This window comes from Streptomyces sp. MJM8645 (assembly GCF_001625365.1).
Taxonomy (GTDB): domain Bacteria; phylum Actinomycetota; class Actinomycetes; order Streptomycetales; family Streptomycetaceae; genus Kitasatospora.
The window spans coordinates 1,687,966-1,705,272 of the sequence record NZ_LJJF01000001.1 but is presented as its reverse complement, the minus strand read 5'-3'; the positions used below and the strand labels follow the sequence as shown (position 1 = coordinate 1,705,272).

The 17,307-nt window shown below is 73.4% G+C and carries 15 protein-coding genes; 8 read left to right on the top strand and 7 right to left on the bottom strand.

Going from position 1 to position 17,307, the window contains the following annotated elements:
- Nucleotides 1–124 precede the first annotated feature (124 nt).
- Complete coding sequence (locus tag A6F73_RS07165) at nt 125–337, top strand: hypothetical protein (RefSeq protein ID WP_063351004.1); 213 nt, start codon at nt 125–127, stop codon at nt 335–337.
- Between the two features lie 25 nt (nt 338–362).
- On the top strand, nt 363–734 hold the full coding sequence (locus A6F73_RS07160; protein ID WP_063351003.1) for a hypothetical protein: 372 nt from the start codon (nt 363–365) through the stop codon (nt 732–734).
- Nucleotides 735–834: 100 nt separating this feature from the next.
- On the opposite strand, the gene A6F73_RS07155 is transcribed toward A6F73_RS07160, so the two are convergent.
- Together A6F73_RS07155 and A6F73_RS07150 are read right to left on the bottom strand one after the other, a co-directional pair.
- A complete protein-coding gene (locus tag A6F73_RS07155; protein WP_063347008.1) occupies nt 835–1,482 on the bottom strand; it encodes a Pr6Pr family membrane protein in 648 nt (215 codons plus the stop codon).
- 135 nt (nt 1,483–1,617) lie between these two features.
- Complete coding sequence (locus tag A6F73_RS07150) at nt 1,618–2,163, bottom strand: GNAT family N-acetyltransferase (protein WP_063347007.1); 546 nt, start codon at nt 2,161–2,163, stop codon at nt 1,618–1,620.
- Nucleotides 2,164–2,451: 288 nt separating this feature from the next.
- Here A6F73_RS07150 and A6F73_RS07145 point away from each other — a divergent pair, with 288 nt between their 5' ends.
- Genes A6F73_RS07145 through A6F73_RS07130 form a run of 4 tightly spaced genes read left to right on the top strand, consistent with a single transcriptional unit; the run spans nt 2,452 to nt 8,264 of the window.
- Complete coding sequence (locus A6F73_RS07145) at nt 2,452–3,633, top strand: CaiB/BaiF CoA-transferase family protein (protein ID WP_167745853.1); 1,182 nt, start codon at nt 2,452–2,454, stop codon at nt 3,631–3,633.
- A 2-nt stretch (nt 3,634–3,635) separates the two neighbouring features.
- Nucleotides 3,636–4,778: an acyl-CoA dehydrogenase family protein gene (locus A6F73_RS07140; RefSeq protein WP_063347006.1), complete on the top strand. Its 1,143-nt coding sequence runs from the start codon at nt 3,636–3,638 to the stop codon at nt 4,776–4,778.
- Between the two features lie 40 nt (nt 4,779–4,818).
- Entirely contained in the window at nt 4,819–6,033 is a 1,215-nt protein-coding gene (locus tag A6F73_RS07135) for an acetyl-CoA C-acetyltransferase (protein WP_063351001.1), read from the top strand.
- A 38-nt stretch (nt 6,034–6,071) separates the two neighbouring features.
- Nucleotides 6,072–8,264, top strand: coding sequence for a 3-hydroxyacyl-CoA dehydrogenase NAD-binding domain-containing protein (locus tag A6F73_RS07130; protein WP_063347005.1), 2,193 nt, complete (start codon nt 6,072–6,074; stop codon nt 8,262–8,264).
- A gap of 129 nt (nt 8,265–8,393) precedes the next feature.
- Here A6F73_RS07130 and A6F73_RS07125 read toward each other — a convergent pair whose 3' ends face one another.
- The 4 genes from A6F73_RS07125 to A6F73_RS07110 all read right to left on the bottom strand — a co-directional run bounded on the left by A6F73_RS07125 (nt 8,394) and on the right by A6F73_RS07110 (nt 12,876).
- Complete coding sequence (locus A6F73_RS07125) at nt 8,394–9,149, bottom strand: MerR family transcriptional regulator (protein ID WP_063347004.1); 756 nt, start codon at nt 9,147–9,149, stop codon at nt 8,394–8,396.
- A 299-nt stretch (nt 9,150–9,448) separates the two neighbouring features.
- Nucleotides 9,449–10,489: a 2-oxoglutarate and iron-dependent oxygenase domain-containing protein gene (locus tag A6F73_RS07120; RefSeq protein ID WP_063347003.1), complete on the bottom strand. Its 1,041-nt coding sequence runs from the start codon at nt 10,487–10,489 to the stop codon at nt 9,449–9,451.
- A gap of 336 nt (nt 10,490–10,825) precedes the next feature.
- Nucleotides 10,826–11,473, bottom strand: a complete 648-nt coding sequence (locus A6F73_RS07115; RefSeq protein ID WP_063347002.1) for a response regulator transcription factor — start codon at nt 11,471–11,473, stop codon at nt 10,826–10,828.
- A complete protein-coding gene (locus tag A6F73_RS07110; RefSeq protein WP_244293321.1) occupies nt 11,425–12,876 on the bottom strand; it encodes a sensor domain-containing protein in 1,452 nt (483 codons plus the stop codon). The genes A6F73_RS07115 and A6F73_RS07110 overlap by 49 nt, the downstream gene beginning before the upstream one ends.
- Nucleotides 12,877–13,109: 233 nt before the next feature.
- Here A6F73_RS07110 and A6F73_RS07105 point away from each other — a divergent pair, with 233 nt between their 5' ends.
- The gene (locus tag A6F73_RS07105) at nt 13,110–13,823 is read left to right on the top strand and encodes an ABC transporter ATP-binding protein (RefSeq protein ID WP_244293320.1); all 714 of its coding nucleotides are present in this window, start codon (nt 13,110–13,112) and stop codon (nt 13,821–13,823) included.
- Between the two features lie 118 nt (nt 13,824–13,941).
- Nucleotides 13,942–16,407, top strand: coding sequence for an ABC transporter permease (locus tag A6F73_RS07100; RefSeq protein WP_063346999.1), 2,466 nt, complete (start codon nt 13,942–13,944; stop codon nt 16,405–16,407).
- A gap of 88 nt (nt 16,408–16,495) precedes the next feature.
- Here the strand turns inward: A6F73_RS07100 and A6F73_RS07095 are convergent, their stop codons facing one another.
- Nucleotides 16,496–17,263, bottom strand: coding sequence for a MerR family transcriptional regulator (locus A6F73_RS07095; protein WP_063346998.1), 768 nt, complete (start codon nt 17,261–17,263; stop codon nt 16,496–16,498).
- Nucleotides 17,264–17,307 lie beyond the last annotated feature (44 nt).

Genomic DNA, 17,307 nt, shown 5'->3' with positions numbered 1-17,307 from the left:
GGGGGCTACCCGCGGCTGCGCCGAAACCACTCCGCGGGGGTATCGACAGCAAACCCTTTTGACGGCGGGTGAAAATCCTCCGTTGATGGTCCCAACTCCGGTGCGCTCCAGTACCATCGGCGCCATGCCTGCGCTCAACATCGAGTACACGGAGCACGAGCTCGCCGCGATCCGCGAGGCCGCCGCCGCGGACGGTAAGAGCATCAAGGCGTACATCCACGACCTGAGCGTGCGGGAGCAGCAGCGGCGGGTGTTCGTGGACCACGCGGTGGCGTTCTGGAAGTCGCACCGGGCGGAGTTCGACGCCGCGTTCCCGGAGGACGCGCCGGCGGCGTGAACGGCGCGGCGGGGGTGCGGGGATGATGCTGTTCCACGTCGACCTGCGCTGGCTGCTCGACGTGCAGGAACTGGCCTCGCCGGAGGACCTCAGCGTGCGGGACTACTCCGCGCTCCAGGCCGCCGTCGCCCGGCACCGGGTGAACACCGCGCAACTCGGCCACAACGCCGACGCCGCCTGGTGCGCGGCCACCCTGATGCACACCATCGTGCTGCTGCGCCCCTTGCCGGTGCGCAACAACCTGTACGCCTGCATGACGACGGCCGCGTACATGCACGCGGCCAAGGAGGGCGTCGACCCGCCGTACGGGGCGCTGGTCGAGCTGGCCCGCGACATCGCGGCGGGCGGGGCGGACGTGTTCGCGGCGGCCGACCGGATCCGCTCCTGGCGGATCTGAGGCCGGCCGCCGCGCGGACGGTCACCCGGGAAAGGGCGTTCCCGGAAAGCGCCCCGGCGAAAGGGCACCCCCGGGGAGGCCGTCATCCGGGCCCGGGCATTCAGGACTTGGCGGACCTCAGCTTGCCCGCGACCAGCGTTCCCAGCCGGTCCAGCCCGACCACGGCGGCGGCCAGCACCACGAACTCGACCGTCAGCAGGGCTATCTGGCCCCAGACGTAGCCGTAGCCCTTGGTGGTGGGGTCGAAGAAGAAGTAGGGGTAGGGCGTCGGGTAGTCGTCGAACAGCGCGTTCCGGGCGAGCACGATCGCCGCGTAGCCGAGCGGGAAGGCCAGCCAGAGCGGGATGTCCTTCCAGGCCGCCGCGTTGCGCGGCTTCAGCGCCAGCCAGTCGGCGATCACCATCACCGGCGTCACGTAGTGCAGGAAGAACGACGACCAGTGCGCGAGTTTGTCCGGCCCGCTGACCAGCCCGGGCAGCGGGTTGGCGCCGTGCTGGAGCAGGACGTGCGAGACCAGACCGGTGATCAGGATGTACAGGGTGGCGGCGCCGCGCAGCCGGGGTGCGGGCGCGTCCACGGTGTCGCGCTTGAGCATCCAGTACACGGCGCCGATGAAGTAGCCGAGCACGATGACGTTGCTCTGCACGGTGAAGAACACCAGCGGCGCGGTTCCGAGGGTCAGGCCGAGGCCCGCCGAGAGCACGATGCCCATGCGCCACCACAGCGCGGGGCGGGTCCGGACTGTCATGCGGCCACCAGTTCGTTTCAGGCGATACGGGAGGTATCGGACGGCTAAGGGGGGACGCCGCACTCTACTCGCAGGTAGCAGCGGGACGGAAGAAACGGTCCTGCTCAGGGCGGTGGCCAGGTCGGCCCCCCCGGCTCAGGCCATCCGGTGGATCAGCCGGTCCTCGTCGTCGGTGCGGCCGTCCGGGTCCGGCAGCAGCCCGAGCCGCTCGGCGAGCCGGCGGGACGGCACGTTGTCCGGGTGGATCAGGGCGACCACCGGCACGCCGGGGAAGCGCGGCAGCGCCTCCGCCATCGCCGCCCGGGCCGCCTCGGCGGCGTAGCCCAGGCCCCAGGCGGACGGCCGGAAGCGGTAGTAGAGGTTGAACACCCGCTCGCCGTCCAGCGTGTGCAGGTAGAGCCCGGAGAACCCGATGACCGCCTCCGGCTCCTCCCGGGTGGACACGGTGCAGTACCCCACCCCGTCCCGCGCCCAGTCGGCGACGAAGCCGTCCAGCATCTCCCGGCTCGCCGCCCGGTCGCGGTGGGGCCCGTTGGGGTTGTACCGGTTGGTCTCCGGATCCCCGTGGATCGCGAACACCGCCTCCACGTCCCCCTCCTGGGGCCGGCCGAGCACCAGCCGCTCGGAGGCGGTGACGATCGTGCGGGTGGCGTGTCCGGTGGCGTGTCCGGTGGTGGTCATGGCGCTTCCCCCGTGTCGTTCGTAATAGGTCTACCGCACCATAGGCCATTACCCCGACAGTCGCCCGGCCATTTCCGCCCACCCGCCCCGGCTACGGGATCGGCTCACACTCGATCGCTCTGCCCCCGGCGGTGAGGAACCGGCGCAGTCGCTCGGGCGGCAGGCGGCGGCGAAGTCCTCGGCGGCGGTGTTCATGGTGGGGGAGGAGGTCTTGTTACCGGCGGGTCGCTTCTCTATCATCGCGGGTGTTACAGCTTTACTGTCAAACCCAGAAGGGTTCTGCAGCCAATGCGTGACACGAGCAGTCCGCCGGGCGCCACGGCCACCGGCCCCGGCCCGTTGGCGGGGGTGCGGGTGGTCGAGCTCGCGGGGATCGGGCCGGGGCCGTTCGCGGCGATGCTGCTGGCCGACCTGGGCGCCGACGTGGTGCGGGTGGACCGGCCGGATCCGTCGCCGCTGGGCATCGATCCGGTGTACGACGTGACCAACCGGAACAAGCGGTCGGTGCTGGTCGACCTCAAGTCCCCGGCGGGGCCCGGCCTGGTGCTGGACCTGGTCGAGCGGGCGGACCTGCTGATCGAGGGTTACCGGCCCGGGGTCGCGGAGCGGCTCGGGGTCGGGCCGCAGGACTGTCTGGCCCGCAACCCGGCGCTGGTGTACGGGCGGATGACCGGGTGGGGGCAGCAGGGGCCGCGCGCCGCCAGTGCCGGGCACGACCTCGGGTACGCGGCGGTGGCCGGGGTGCTCGGCCTGGTCGCGGGGCCGGGCGGGCCCGAGGAGGCGCCCGGCATCCCGGCCAACCTGCTGGGCGACTACGCGGGCGGCTCGCTCTACCTGGTCGTCGGCCTGCTCGCCGGGCTGCACCACGCCAGGAGCACCGGCGCCGGCCAGGTCGTCGACGCCGCGATCGTGGACGGCGCGGCGCACCTGTCCAGCATGCTGTGGGGGCTGCTCGCGGCCGGCCACTGGCAGGACCGCCGGGGCGCCAACCTGCTGGACGGCGGCGCGCCGTTCTATGCGGTCTACCGGGCGGCCGACGGCGGACACCTGGCCGTGGGGGCGCTGGAGCCGCAGTTCTACGCCGAGTTCGCCCGGCTGCTGGAACTCGGCCCGCAGGCGCCCGGGCAGTACGACCTGGCCCGCTGGCCCGAACTGCGAGCCCTGATCGCCGACCGCTTCGCCACCCGGACCAGGGCCGAGTGGGAGGCCGTCTTCGCCGGCTCCGACGCCTGCGTGGAGCCCGTACTGACGATGCGTCAGGCAGCCCGGGAGGAGCACCTGTTGGCGCGCGGCACCTACGTCGAGGCGGGCGGTGTCACCCAGCCCGCCCCCGCCCCGCGCTTCTCCGCCACCCCCGGCGCGCTGCGCCGCCCGCCGGCCCGGCCGGGTGCGGACACCGCCGAGGTGGCCCGCGACTGGGCCGTCCCGTCTCTCAACTCCGACAACTCCGATGCAGGACAAGGAGCGTAGCGTTGCAGCGCGAGATCTTCACCGAGCAGCACGAGGACTTCCGGGCCGCCGTGCGGGCCTTCCTCGCCAAGGAGGTGCTGCCGCACTACGACCGCTGGGAGAAGGCCGGCATCGTCGACCGCTCCGCCTGGCTGGCGGCCGGCCGCCAGGGCCTGCTCGGGATGGCCGTCCCCGAGGAGTACGGCGGCGGGGGCGCCCCGGACTTCCGCTACGCCGCCGTGCTGGCCGAGGAGTTCGCCCGGGCCGGCGCCTCCGGGCTGGCGATCGGCCTGCACAACGACATCATCGGCCCCTACCTCACCTCGCTCGCCACCGAGGAGCAGAAGCGCCGCTGGCTGCCCGGCTTCTGCAGCGGCGAGCTGATCACCGCGATCGCGATGACCGAGCCCGGCACCGGCTCCGACCTCCAGGGCATCCGCACCCAGGCCGTCGACCGGGGCGACCACTACCTGCTCAACGGCGCCAAGACCTTCATCTCCAACGGCATCCTCGCCGACCTGGTGGTCGTGGTCGCCCGCACCACCCCCGAGGGCGGCGCGCACGGGCTGAGCCTGCTGGTCGTCGAGCGCGGCACGCCCGGCTTCGAGCGCGGCCGCAACCTGGACAAGATCGGCCAGAAGTCCCAGGACACCGCCGAGTTGTTCTTCGAGGACGTCCGGGTGCCGAAGGCGAACCTGCTCGGCGAGCTCAACGGCGGCTTCGTCCACCTGATGCAGAACCTCGCCCAGGAGCGGCTGACCATCGCGGCCGCGGCGATCGCCGGCGCCGAGTACCTGGTCGAGATCACCACCGACTACGTCAAGCAGCGCGAGGCCTTCGGCCGCCCGCTGGCCAAGCTCCAGCACGTGCGCTTCGAGATCGCCGAACTCGCCACCGAGTGCGCCGTCACCCGGGCCTTCGTCGACCGCTGCATCACCGAGCACAACCGCTACGCGCTCACCCCAGCGGACGCCTCGATGGCCAAGTGGTGGGCCACCGAACTGCAGAAGCGCACCGCCGACCGCTGCCTCCAACTGCACGGCGGCTACGGGTACATGAGCGAGTTCCCGGTCGCCCGGGCGTTCACCGACGGCCGGATCCAGACCATCTACGGCGGCACCACCGAGATCATGAAGGAGATCGTCGGCCGGTCCATCCTCGGCTGAGGCCTCCCGCGAACCCCCCTGCCCCGAAAGGCGTTTGACCGTGACCACCGAAGCGTACGTCTACGACGCGATCCGCACCCCGCGCGGCCGGGGCAAGGCCACCGGCTCGCTGCACGGCACCAAGCCGATCGACCTCGTCGTCGGCCTGATCCACGAACTGCGCAACCGGCACCCCGAGCTGGACCCGGCGGCGATCGACGACATCGTGCTCGGCGTGGTCAGCCCGGTCGGCGACCAGGGCTCCGACATCGCCCGGATCGCGGCCATCGCGGCCGGCCTGCCCGACACGGTGGCCGGCGTCCAGGAGAACCGCTTCTGCGCCTCCGGGCTGGAGGCCGTCAACCTGGCCGCCGCCAAGGTCCGTTCGGGCTGGGAGGACCTCATCCTGGCCGGCGGCGTCGAGTCGATGTCCCGGGTCAAGATGGCCTCCGACGGCGGCGCCTGGTTCGCGGACCCGATGACCGCGTACGAGACCAACTTCGTCCCGCAGGGCATCGGCGCCGACCTGATCGCCACCATCGAGGGCCTCTCCCGCACCGACGTGGACGCCTTCGCCGCCGAATCCCAGGCCCGCGCCGCCAAGGCGCAGGCGGACGGCCTGTTCGACCGCTCGGTGGTCCCGGTCCGCGACCGCAACGGCCTGGTCGTGCTGGAGCGCGACGAGTTCATCCGCCCCGGCACCACCGTCGAGACCCTGGCCGGCCTCAAGCCCTCCTTCGCCGGCATCGGCGAGGCCGGCGGCTTCGACGCCGTCGCCCTGCAGAAGTACCACTGGGTCGAGGCCATCGACCACGTCCACCACGCCGGCAACTCCTCCGGCATCGTCGACGGCGCCGCGCTCGTCGCCATCGGCAGCCGGGAGATCGGCGAGCGGTACGGGCTGCGCCCGCGCGCCCGGATCGTCTCCGCCGCCGTCTCCGGCTCCGAGCCCACCATCATGCTCACCGGCCCCGCCCCGGCCACCCGCAAGGCGCTCGCCAAGGCCGGGCTCACCGCCGCCGACATCGACCTGGTCGAGATCAACGAGGCCTTCGCGGCGGTCGCCCTGCGCTTCATCCGCGAACTGGGCTTCCGGCCCGAGCAGGTCAACGTCAACGGCGGCGCGATCGCCCTCGGCCACCCGCTCGGCGCCACCGGCGCGATGCTGCTCGGCACCGTGATCGACGAGTTGGAGCGGCGCGACCTGCGCTACGGCCTGATCACCCTGTGCGTGGGCGGCGGCATGGGCGTCGCCACCATCGTCGAGCGCATCTGACCCACTGTCCCTCGGATCCCCTCGGAGACCCTGAACTCATGAGCGACACCACCACCATCCGCTGGGAGCAGGACCAGGACGGCGTGGTCACCCTCGTCCTCGACGACCCGACCCAGTCCGTCAACACCATGAACGAGGCCTTCACCACCGACCTCGACGCCGTCGTCGACCGGCTGGCCAGCCTCGCCGCCGCCGACGGGCTGCGCGGCGTGATCGTCACCTCCGGGAAGAAGACCTTCTTCGCCGGGGGAGACCTCCGGCTGCTCTCCGCCGCCCGCCCCGAGGACGCCGCCGCCGTCTTCGAGAAGTCCCAGCGGATCAAGCGCGCGCTGCGCAGGCTGGAGACCCTCGGCAAGCCGGTCGTCGCCGCCGTCAACGGCAGCGCGCTCGGCGGCGGCCTGGAGATCGCCCTCGCCTGCCACCACCGGATCGCCCTGGACAACCCCGCCAGCCGGCTCGGCCTGCCCGAGGTCACCCTCGGCCTGCTGCCGGGCGGCGGCGGAGTGGTCCGCACCGTACGGCTGTTCGGCATCACCGACGCCCTGCTGAAGTTCCTCCTGGAGGGCCGCCAGTACCGCCCGGCGCAGGCCCTGGAACACGGACTCGTCCACGAACTCGTCGCCACCCCGGAGGAGTTGACCGCCCGGGCGCGGTCCTGGATCGAGGCCAACCCGACCGCCGTCCAGCCCTGGGACGTCAAGGGCCACAAGATCCCCGGCGGCACCCCCGCGACCCCGGCGTTCGCCGCCAACCTGCCCGCCTTCCCGGCCAACCTGCGTAAGCAGCTGAACGGCGCGCCCTACCCGGCCCCGCGCAACATCCTGGCCGCCGCCGTGGAGAGCGCCCAGGTCGACATCGACACCGCGATGGCGATCGAGGCCCGCTACTTCACCGAGCTCGCCTGCGGACAGACCAGCAAGAACATGATCCAGGCGCTGTTCTTCGACCTCCAGGCGGTCAACTCCGGCGCCGGCCGCCCCCAGGGCGTCGAGAAGCGACTCGTCCGCAAGGTCGCCGTGCTCGGCGCCGGGATGATGGGCGCGGGCATCGCCTACACCTGCGCCAAGGCCGGCATCGAGGTCGTGCTCAAGGACGTGAGCATGGCCGCCGCCGAACGCGGCAAGGCCTACTCCGCCGGGCTGCTGGACAAGGCGATCGCCCGCGGCCGCTCCACCGAGGCCAAGCGGGACGCGCTGCTCGCCCGGATCACCCCCACCGCCGAGGCCGCGGACCTGGCCGGCTGCGACGCGGTGATCGAGGCCGTCTTCGAGAACACCGAGCTCAAGCACAAGGTGTTCCAGGAGGTCGAGGGCGTCCTCGCCCCCGACGCGCTGCTCTGCTCCAACACCTCCACCCTGCCGATCGGGCTGCTCGCCGAAGGCGTCGAGCGCACCGAGGACTTCATCGGACTGCACTTCTTCTCCCCGGTCGACAAGATGCGCCTGGTCGAGATCATCCGCGGCCCGCAGACCGGCGACGAGGCCCTCGCCCGCGCCTTCGACCTGGTCCGGCAGATCGACCGGACCCCGATCGTGGTCAACGACTCGCGCGGCTTCTTCACCTCGCGGGTCATCGGCCAGTTCCTCAACGAGGGCGTCGCCATGGTCGGCGAGGGCGTCCCCCCGGCCAGCATCGAGCAGGCCGCCGCCCAGGCCGGCTACCCCGCCAAGGTGCTCTCGCTGATGGACGAGCTCACCCTCACCCTGCCGCGCAAGATCCGCGACGAGTACCGGCGCGCGGTCGAGGCCGCCGGCGGCAGCTGGACGCCCCACCCGGCCGACGCGGTGGTCGACCGGATGGTCGACGAGTTCGGCCGCCCCGGGCGCAGCGGCGGCGCCGGCTTCTACGAGTACGGCGAGGACGGCAAGCGCGGGCGGCTCTGGCCGGGGCTGCGCGAGCACTTCGGCGAGCCGGCCGCGGACGTCCCCTCCGAGGGCTTCCCCTTCGAGGACCTCAAGGAGCGGATGCTGTTCAGCGAGGCGCTGGACTCGGTGCGCTGCCTGGAGGAGGGCGTGCTGACCTCGGTCGCCGACGCCAACGTGGGCTCCATCCTCGGCATCGGCTTCCCGGCCTGGACGGGCGGCGTGTTCCAGTACATCAACGGGTACGAGGGCGGCCCGGCCGGCTTCGCGGCCCGGGCCCGCGAACTCGCCGCCGCCTACGGCGAACGGTTCGCGCCGCCGGCGCTGCTGGAGCGGATCGCGGCGGAGGGGCGCACCTTCACCGACTGACCGTCAGTCCTGAGCGGGTGGGGGCCGGGTGTCGGACGGCCCCCACCCGGCTCCTCCTGCGATTCCCGGCCAGGTCCCCGCCCAGGTCCTCGCCGAGTTCCTTGCTCAGCTCCCCGCCGAGCTCCCCGTTCAGCTCCCCGCCGAGTCCTCCCGCAGTTCCTCGCCGAGTTCCTCCCGCAGCGAGCGCTGGAACGCCGTGACCAGTGCCTGCGCCACCATCGGCTGGATGTGGTCCGTCAGCGCCCTCATCAGGGCCAGCTCGTCCGGCGCCGGCTCGCTCTCCCGGTAGGGCCGCCACACCGTCTCCCGGAACAGCCGCTGCAACTCCCGGGCCGTCGCCCGGCTGTGCTCCAACACCACCGCCCGCGCGGCCAGCAGCGTCTCCAACGGGATCGGCACGTCCAGGATCCGCACCCCCAGCGGCAGCAGGCCCGGATCCACCCGGAACAGCTCCGGATCGGCCGTCCGCTCCAACGCCCCCATCGCGACCAGGCGTTCCACCTGTTCCTCCGACAGCCCCCGCCCGGCCCGCCGCTCCAACTGCGCCCGGCCCAGTTCCTCCGCCGCCTCGGGCGTCCAGGACGCCACCAGCGCCCGGTGGATCGCCAGGTCCAGCGGCGTGCTGTCCTCCGGCAGCCGGGCCAGGTACCGCTCGATCGCGGCCAACGTCAGCCCCTGGCGCTGCAACTCCTCGATCAGCTCCAGCCGGTCCAGGTGCGCCGCCCCGTACAGCCCGACCCGGCGCGGCCCCAACTCCGGTGGTGGCAGCAGGCCCTTCGTTCCGTAGAACCGCACCGTCCGGACCGTCACCCCGGCCCGCGCCGCCAGTTCGTCGACCGTCAGCCGCACCCCGCCCCCGTCTCCCACGGCCCCGAGCTCCCCCATCTGCCGCCTCCTGCACTGGCACACTTCCACTGTGACAGCAGCAGTGTGACAGTGCCCGTCCCCCTGGTCTACCGGATGCTCCACCGGCTGCTCCACCGGCGACGGTGGCCCGCCGCACACGTGAGTCCGCCCCCGCCGCTGGGGAGCGGCGGGGGCGGACTCGGGGTGCTGGTGCCTCTGGCCGGAGCCTGTTCTGGCCGGTGCTGCTTCTGGCCCGCGCTGTTTCTGGCCGGGGCCGGCTCTGGCCGGTGCTGCTTCTGTGCTGCGGCGCGACCGGTCTCGGCCTCCGGGGTGTGGGGCTACCGGGAGGCGGCGTCGGCCAGGTCGGCGTGGTGGCGGCGGGTGACCTCGGGGTGGGCCCGGGTGTAGCCCTTCCACTCGTTGAGACCGAACTCGGCGAACAGCGGGTTGTCCGGATCCGCGGTGGCGCCGGGGGCGTGCCGGGCGAACGGGAAGTCCAGCGGCTCGATGTGGGCGTCGAGGCGGGGGTTGTAGAAGAACGGGACGGAGAAGCGCTCGCGGGCGCCGACCGGGCTGACCACGCGGTGGTTGGTGGCCTTGAGGTAGCCGTCGGTGGCCACCTCCAGCAGTTCGCCGAGGTTGACGACGAAGGCGCCCGGCATCGGCGGGACCTCCAGGAAGGTGCCGTCCGGGCGCTCGACCTGGAGGCCGCCGACGGTGTCCTGGAGCAGCAGTGTGATGAAGCCGTAGTCCTTGTGGGCGCCGACGCCCTGGCCGGCGCCGTCCGGAGCGGTGCCGGGGTAGCGGACCAGCTTGAGCCGCAGGTGGGGGTGGCCGGCGAAGGCCTCGTCGTAGAAGTCGGGGCGGGCGCCGATCGCGGTGAGGAGCTCGTGCAGCAGCCGGCGGGCGGTGTCGCTGAGGTGGTCGATCCAGCCGAGCGCGGCGGTGCGCAGCTCGGGGAGCGCCGCGGGCCACTGGTTGGGGCCCTCCAGCCACCAGTACGGGGGCTCGCCGGTGCCGGGCACGTGCGGGGGCAGCTCGGCGCCGATGTCCAGCTGGTCGCGCCAGTCCTGGCTGCCGCCGGTGCGCTCGTCGCCGGTGCGGGTGTAGCCGCGGTAGTGGGGGGAGTTGAGGTTGCTCACGGCGAGCCGGTCGGCCTCGGGGAGGTCGAAGAAGGCGCGCATCGCGTCGGTGAGCGCGGCCGTCTCCTCCGGGGTGATGCCGTGGCCGACGAGCTGGAAGAACCCGACGTCGGTGGCTGCGGCACGGAGTTCGTCGTGCAGTCGGCGGCGGTCGTCCGGGCCGCCGTCGGCGAGCGAGAGGTCGATCACCGGGAGGGAGTCGGATATGGGGGTGTACTGCTGCGACATGTGTGACATCCGCTGGTCTCGTCCCGGCCTGTCCCGGTGATCGACCGGGGGATGGCCGGAGTGGCCGCCTGGTGCGGCGGGTGCTCCGGGAGCCGGGAGGTGGAGGCGGCCGGGTGGAGGCTGCCCTTGAGGGTGGGTGGCGCGAGGTTCAGCTGGAGCGTCGACAGGACATGCTTGTCACGCGGAGCAGGTCCACGTGGCGACGGCGAACAAGGATGAGCACGTCACCAGCGTAGATGACCTTGACCGGAGCGGGCGAGCCCCCTGCAGCGGAGGGCGGTCTCTCACTTGGCGGTGGCCCTTCAAGGGGTGGGAGGGGTGGAAAGCCTTGGTGCGTCGCCCCTCTCAGCCGTTGTTGAGGTAGGCCAGCACGGCCAGGACGCGGCGGTTGTCGTCGTCGGAGGGCTGGAGGTCGAGTCGGACGAAGATCGACGCGGTGTGCTTGGCGACGGCCCGCTCGGTGATCACCAACTGCTGGGCGATCGCCGCGTTGGAGCGCCCCTCGGCCATCAGCGCCAGCACCTGCCGCTCGCGCGGGGAGAGGGTGGAGACCGGGCCGGCCGAGGAGTTGTGGGTGAGCAGCCGGCTGATCACCTCCGGGTCCATCACGGTGCCGCCCCGGGAGACCCGCTGCACCGCGTCGATGAACTGGGCGCCGTCCAGCACCCGGTCCTTCAGCAGGTAGCCGATCCCGCCGGTGCTGCCGGCCAGCAGCTCGCGCGCGTACAACTGCTCCACGAACTGCGACAGCACCAGGACGGGCAGCCCTGGGTGCGCCTGGCGGGCGGCCAGCGCCGCCCGCAGCCCCTCGTCGGTGAAGCCGGGAGGCAGTCGGACGTCGACCACGGCGATGTCCGGCCGGTCGGCGGCCACCGCGGCGAGCAGTTCGTCGCCGGTCTCGACCGCCGCGGTGACCTCCATGCCGCTGGCCTCCAGCAGCCGGGTCAGGCCATCCCGGAGGAGGAAGAGGTCTTCGGCGATGACAACGCGCACGGGATCTCCAGGTTCACAATGGTCGGGCCACCGGAGGGGCTGCTGATCGCGAGCACCCCGTCGAAGGCGGCCAGTCGGCGTTCGGTTCCGCTGAGGCCGGTCCCCCGGGACGGGTTGGCGCCACCGCGCCCGTCATCGGTGACCGATATCCGCAGCAGCCCGTCACTGTGCCCTATCTCGATCCACACGTGCGAGGCGCCGGCGTGTTTCACCACGTTGGCCAGCAGCTCGCTCACCGCGAAGTAGACGGCGGACTCCACCGGGGCGGGCGCCCGGCCGGGCAGCCCGCCGGTGAAGGTGACCGGCAGCGGGAGGTCCAGCGCGGTCGCCTCGACCGCGTCGGCCAGGCCGCGGTCGGCGAGCACCGGAGGATGGATGCCCCGGACCAGGTCGCGCAGCTCGCTCAGGGCCTTGACCGAGGACATCCGGGCCTCGACCAGCAGGGGTTGCAGGGCCTTCGGGTCGTCCTTCACCTGCTCGGCCACGGTCAGCAGCATGCCCAGGGCGACCAGCCGGGCCTGCGCCCCGTCGTGAAGGTCCCGCTCGATCCGGCGCAGCTCGGCCGCCCCGGCGTCGATGGTGTCCGCTCTGGTCCGGGCCAAATGACTGACCTGGCGGGCGAGTTCGCTCCGTCGGGACGGGCCGAGCAGGGCTCGGGCTGCCCGCTCGTGCACCCGCAGGAGCGGCGGCGCGGCCCACAGGGCGGCCAGCGGGGAGATGTAGAGCCCCATCATGTAGACGGGCCCCAGCGGGAGGAACGGCCCGTTCCGGCCGAGCACCTGGAGGGCGATCGGGGTCAGCACGACGATCACGGCGGTGATCGGGATGACGCAGCCGGAGACGAGCACCCAGAGGAGGTCCCGCCAGGTCGCCGGATCGGCCAACCAGCCGCCGGCGCGCATCCGCTGCCACGGCCCGGCGTCGACGCGGTGGTACGGCACCGGGATCGGCCGGCCGCTCCACCGGCCGACGATCCGCCGGTTCTCCGTCGCGATCCAGCGCGTGCCGAGCAGGCCGAGCACCAGCATCGCCGGTCCCAGGCAGAGCGATCCGGACCGACCGCCGGGCGGGGCGCCGCCGTAGAGATCGGTGGCCATCAGCGCGAGCGCGCCCGGCGCGAACAGGACGGCCCCGGCCGCCCGGCCGCCGCCCCCGGTGGCCCAGCAGAGCGCCCAGAGGGCGACCGGCGTCAGCGGCACCAGCAGGATCAGCGGCCCGCCCGGACCGTGGGCGAACGGCTCGGCGTCGTCGGGGCCGAGCAGGGCGGCGGCCAGCAGGACCGGCCCGGCCAGCAGCGCCATCAGCCCCGTGACGGCCAACGTGACCATGTAGAGCGCCCGCACGCCGGCCACGACGGCACCCTCCAGCTGCGCGACGGCCCTGGACACTGCGCTCGTCCTCATCCCGCGCCTCCCCTCCGGTCGGTGGCCCCGCGGCCCCGGTTGATCATCCGGCGTCAGTCTGCCGCGCCGTGACGTGCAGTGCTCTAGGTCTGCGCCCCCAATCCGGGGTGTACCTGGATACACCCCCGAGAGGCCGTCCAGACGGCTGTCCGTGCCCCGCCCCGAATTCGTAGCGTCATGTCCCGTCAGCCGGGCCGGACTTCCGGTGCCGGATCTCGAATCGTGGAGGGCCCGTGAACGCGCCGATCATCCGGATCCGCGGCGTCAGCAAGACGTACGACCGATCCGACGCCGCCCACCCCGCGCTGGCCGGGCTCGACCTGGAGGTCCGGGCCGGCGAGGCGCTGGCCGTGCTCGGCCGCTCGGGCAGCGGCAAGTCCACCCTGCTGAACCTGGTCGCCGGCCTCGACCGCCCGAGCGAGGGCACCGTCGAGGTGGACGGCGTGGCCGTCCACGAGCTCGGCGAGGCCGCCCTGGCCGAGTACCGGCGGAAGCGGATCGGCATGGTGTTCCAGTTCTTCAACCTGCTGGACGACCTGAACGTCGAGGACAACGTGCTGCTCCCGGCCCAGCTCGCCGGGATGCGGCGGGAGCAGGCCCGGGCCCGGGCCGGCGAGCTGCTGGAGCGGCTCGGGGTGGCCCGGCACGCCAAGGCCTTCCCCGGTCGGCTCTCCGGCGGCGAGCGCCAACGCGTCGCGGTGGCGAGGGCCTTGATGAACCGCCCGCCGCTGCTGCTCGCCGACGAGCCGACCGGGGCGCTGGACACCGCCTCGGCCGCCGACGTCCGCGACCTGCTCCGGGGGCTCAACGCGGAGGGCCAGACGATCCTGCTGGTCACCCACGACACCGCGCTCGCCGAGGCCTGCGCCGACCGGACCATCGAGCTGCTCGACGGCCGGCTGGTCCGGGACACCGCGGCCGTGCCGGCCCCTGGCGGTGTGCGATGAGCGAGCGCTGTGCGATGAGCGAGTGGTGGGGGTGCCCCCGGCCGGAGGCCGGGGGCGAGCGGATCACAGGAGGGCGCGTGCGGGCGAACGCCCCCGCCGGGCGAAGGGAGGCGGGCGCATGAGCGTACTGGGCAAGGTGGTTCGCGCCGGGGTCGGCCGCAAGCGGGTGCAGACCCTGGTCATGGTGCTCACCACGATGGCGGCCGTGACGGCGTGCATCCTCGCCACGGGCCTGCTGGTCGCCTCCCAGGGCCCGTACCAGCGCACCTTCGCCGACCAGCGCGGCGCGCACCTCAACGTGCTGTACGACCCGGCCAGGGCGAGCCCCGCCCAACTCGCCGCGACCGCGCACGCCCCCGGCGTGACGGCCTCGGCCGGCCCCTACCCGGCGCTCACCGTCCAGCCGCGCGCCGGCGACGAGCTCCGGATCCCGCCGGCCGGCAGCCTGCTCCCGCCGGTGACGCTGGTCGGCCGGGCGAAGGACGGCCCGCTGGACGGCCTGCGGATCACCATGGGCCGCTGGCTCGCCGGCCCCGGCGAGGTGGTGTTCCTGGACGGCCACTCGCCGCTGGGCGTCGGCGACAGCATGCAGTTCCCCGGTCTCCCCGGGCACCCGACCCTCAAGGTCGTCGGCCTGGCCGCCTCCCCCTCCTGGAGCGCGGACGGCTGGATCGCTCCCGAACAGGTCGCCGGGCTCACCGCGCCCGGTGCGGCGCCCGCCGCCCAGTACCTCTACCGCTTCGCCCACGCCGACACCGACGCCGAGGTGGAGGCCGACCGCGCGGCGCTCGCCGCCGCGGTGCCGGGCGGCGCCCTCGCCAGGGCCACCTCGTACCGGCCGGCCCAGACGGAGGCCAACCGGACGGCCGCGACCTTCGTCCCGTTCGTGACGGCCTTCGGGGTGCTCGGCCTGGCCATGTCGGTGCTGATCATCGGCGTCGTGGTCAGTGGCGCCGTCAGCGCCGCCACCCGGCGGATCGGCATCCTCAAATCGCTCGGCTTCACCCCGTCCCAGGTGGCGCGCGCCTACGTCGGCCAGGCACTGATCCCGGCCGGGGTCGGTACGGCGCTCGGCGTGCTCGGCGGGAACCTGCTGTCCGTACCCGTCCTCGGGGTGGCGCACAAGGCCCTGCGCGGCGGCCTGCTCGGCATCCCGCTCTGGGTGGACGTCGCCGTTTCGGCGGTGGCCCTGGCAGCCGTGGCGGGCACCGCTCTGGTGCCCGCGCTGCGGGCCGGCCGGCTGCGTACGGTGGAGGCGCTCGCGGTCGGCCGGACGGCGCCGGGCGCCCGGCGGGCAGCCTCCCGCAACGGCCCGGGCCGGGCGGGGGCTTCCGGTCAGGCGAGTGCGTCTGGTCGGGTCGACACGTCGGGCCCGGCCGGGGCGTCGAGTCCGGCCGGGGCGTCGGGCCCGGTCGCCAGGGTCCAGCAGTTCATCGGCCGCCTACCGGTGCCGCGCGCCCTGAGCCTCGGGCTGGCGACCCCGCTCACCCGGCCGGGCCGCTCGGCGACCACGGCCGCCGCGGTGGTGCTCGGCACGGCCGGAGTCACCCTGTGCGTCGGCCTGACGCTCTCGCTCGGCTCCTTCCAAGACGGCCTCCAGGCCGGGCGCTCCGGCAAGGTCGTGGTCCAGACCCCGATCGAGAGCTCGACGAAGGCCCCCGACCACGTGGACGAGGCCGCCGCGGCCAGGGCGATCGCCGACCGCCCCGGCACCCGGGCCTGGTACAGCACCGCTCCGACGCCGGTCGCCGTGGCCGGAAACACCGGACGCACCGCGGTGATCGCCTTCACCGGGGACGCCTCCTGGGGCGGCTACCAGCTGATCTCCGGCCGGTGGTTCCAGGGCCCCGGCGAGGTGGTCGTCGCCACCGCCTTCCTGCGCGCCAACCAGGTGCGCGTCGGCGACACCGTCACCCTCACCGACCACGGGCGCAGCACCCCGGTGCGGATCAGTGGTGAGGTCCTGACCACCAACGACCAGGTGTTCGTCGACCGGGCCGCACTGGCCCCGCTCGGCACCGCCGTCCAGGCCGACACGGTCGCCTTCCAGATCGACCTCACCCCGGGCACGGACGCGCAGGCGTACGCGGACGGGCTCGACGACGCCGTCCGGCCGCTGGGCCTGAGCGCCGAAGCGGGCCGGCAGCAGATCAGCATCGTGATGCTGGCCATGAACACCCTCGCCGGGACGCTCACCCTGCTGCTGGCCGTGGTGGCCGGCCTGGGCGTGCTCAACACGGTGCTGCTGGACACCCGGGAGCGGGTGCACGACCTCGGGGTGCTCAAGGCGCTGGGGATGTCGCCCCGGCAGACGGTCGGCATGGTGCTCACCTCGGTCTGCGGCAGCGGGCTGGTGGCCGGGCTGATCGGGGTCCCGATCGGGATCCTGCTACACCACCAGGTGATGCCGGCGATGGCCCGCGCCGCCGGGGTCGGGGTGCCGGAGGCGGACCTCACCGTGTTCCACCCCTCGGTGGTGGGGCCGCTGATACTCGGCGGCCTGGTGCTGGCGCTGCTCGGCGCCCTCCTCCCCGCCGCCTGGACCGCCCGCACCCGGACGGTCACGGCGCTGCGCACCGAGTGACGGCGGGGCGAGGCGGGGCGGGCCCTCCCTGCCACCCCGACTGGGGCGGCAGAGAGGCCGGGCCCTGCCGCCCCGCCCCGCCGGTGGCTCAGGCCAGCCGCGCCTCCGCGTACGCCTCCATGGCGGCCCGCTGGTACGCGGCCAGGCCCGGGGTGATGGCCTCGTACGCGGCGCTCCACTGGGCGTTCTCCGTGCAGGAGCGCGCGATCGCGCGGAACTCCTCGACGGAGACCGTCCGGAGGGCGGTGAGCGCCAGGTACTCGGCGTCGATGTGGCTCTGCACGGGCTCGGCGTCCGCCGGGTGGCCAGCCGCCAGCAGTTCCGCCAGGCGGATCATCCGTGCCGTCCGCTCGCGCTGTCCGGCCTCGACGTCGGCCTGGCTCATCGCGGCGGTAGCGCGCCGCGCCGCCTCGGCGTGCTCGGGGAAGTCCCGCAGGCTCTCCTCGACGTCGCCGGGCTCGATGCCCTCGAACAGGTTCTCCGGGCGGTTGATGCTGGTCATGGATGTGCCGTCCTTTCGGGAACGTTCCAGGTCGGCGATCGTGCGGGAGACGGTGGCGGCCAGGGTGTCGAGCCGGTCGCGCTCGGCGAGCAGCCGGTGCCGGTGGTCCCGCAGGGCCTCCAGCTCGTCCACCTGGTCGCCCAGGATCCGGGCGATCCCGGTCAGCCCGACCCCCAGCGCCCGCAGCACGAGGATCTGTTGCAGCTGGAGCAACTGCCGCTCCTCGTAGTAGCGGTGGCCGTTCGAGCCGATCCAGGCCGGGGGCAGCAGGCCGATCTCGTCGTAGTGCCGCAGGGTCCGGGCGGTCACGCCCGACATCCGGACGACTTCCGCGATCGGCCAAGCCGTTGCCATGCGCCGTCTCCCTCGTTCACGTTCGCTTGGACCAGGGCCGGTTC

Bases quoted from the DNA above. Each gene is read 5' to 3' on its own strand.
- A6F73_RS07120 (WP_063347003.1), bottom strand. From the start codon at position 10,489: ATGTCACACATGTCGCAGCAGTACACCCCCATATCCGACTCCCTCCCG.
- A6F73_RS07100 (WP_063346999.1), top strand. From the start codon at position 13,942: ATGAGCGTACTGGGCAAGGTGGTTCGCGCCGGGGTCGGCCGCAAGCGG.
- A6F73_RS07160 (WP_063351003.1), top strand. From the start codon at position 363: ATGCTGTTCCACGTCGACCTGCGCTGGCTGCTCGACGTGCAGGAACTG.
- A6F73_RS07155 (WP_063347008.1), bottom strand. From the start codon at position 1,482: ATGACAGTCCGGACCCGCCCCGCGCTGTGGTGGCGCATGGGCATCGTG.
- A6F73_RS07095 (WP_063346998.1), bottom strand. From the start codon at position 17,263: ATGGCAACGGCTTGGCCGATCGCGGAAGTCGTCCGGATGTCGGGCGTG.
- A6F73_RS07150 (WP_063347007.1), bottom strand. From the start codon at position 2,163: ATGACCACCACCGGACACGCCACCGGACACGCCACCCGCACGATCGTC.
- A6F73_RS07130 (WP_063347005.1), top strand. From the start codon at position 6,072: ATGAGCGACACCACCACCATCCGCTGGGAGCAGGACCAGGACGGCGTG.
- A6F73_RS07125 (WP_063347004.1), bottom strand. From the start codon at position 9,149: ATGGGGGAGCTCGGGGCCGTGGGAGACGGGGGCGGGGTGCGGCTGACG.
- A6F73_RS07145 (WP_167745853.1), top strand. From the start codon at position 2,452: ATGCGTGACACGAGCAGTCCGCCGGGCGCCACGGCCACCGGCCCCGGC.
- A6F73_RS07165 (WP_063351004.1), top strand. From the start codon at position 125: ATGCCTGCGCTCAACATCGAGTACACGGAGCACGAGCTCGCCGCGATC.
- A6F73_RS07110 (WP_244293321.1), bottom strand. From the start codon at position 12,876: ATGAGGACGAGCGCAGTGTCCAGGGCCGTCGCGCAGCTGGAGGGTGCC.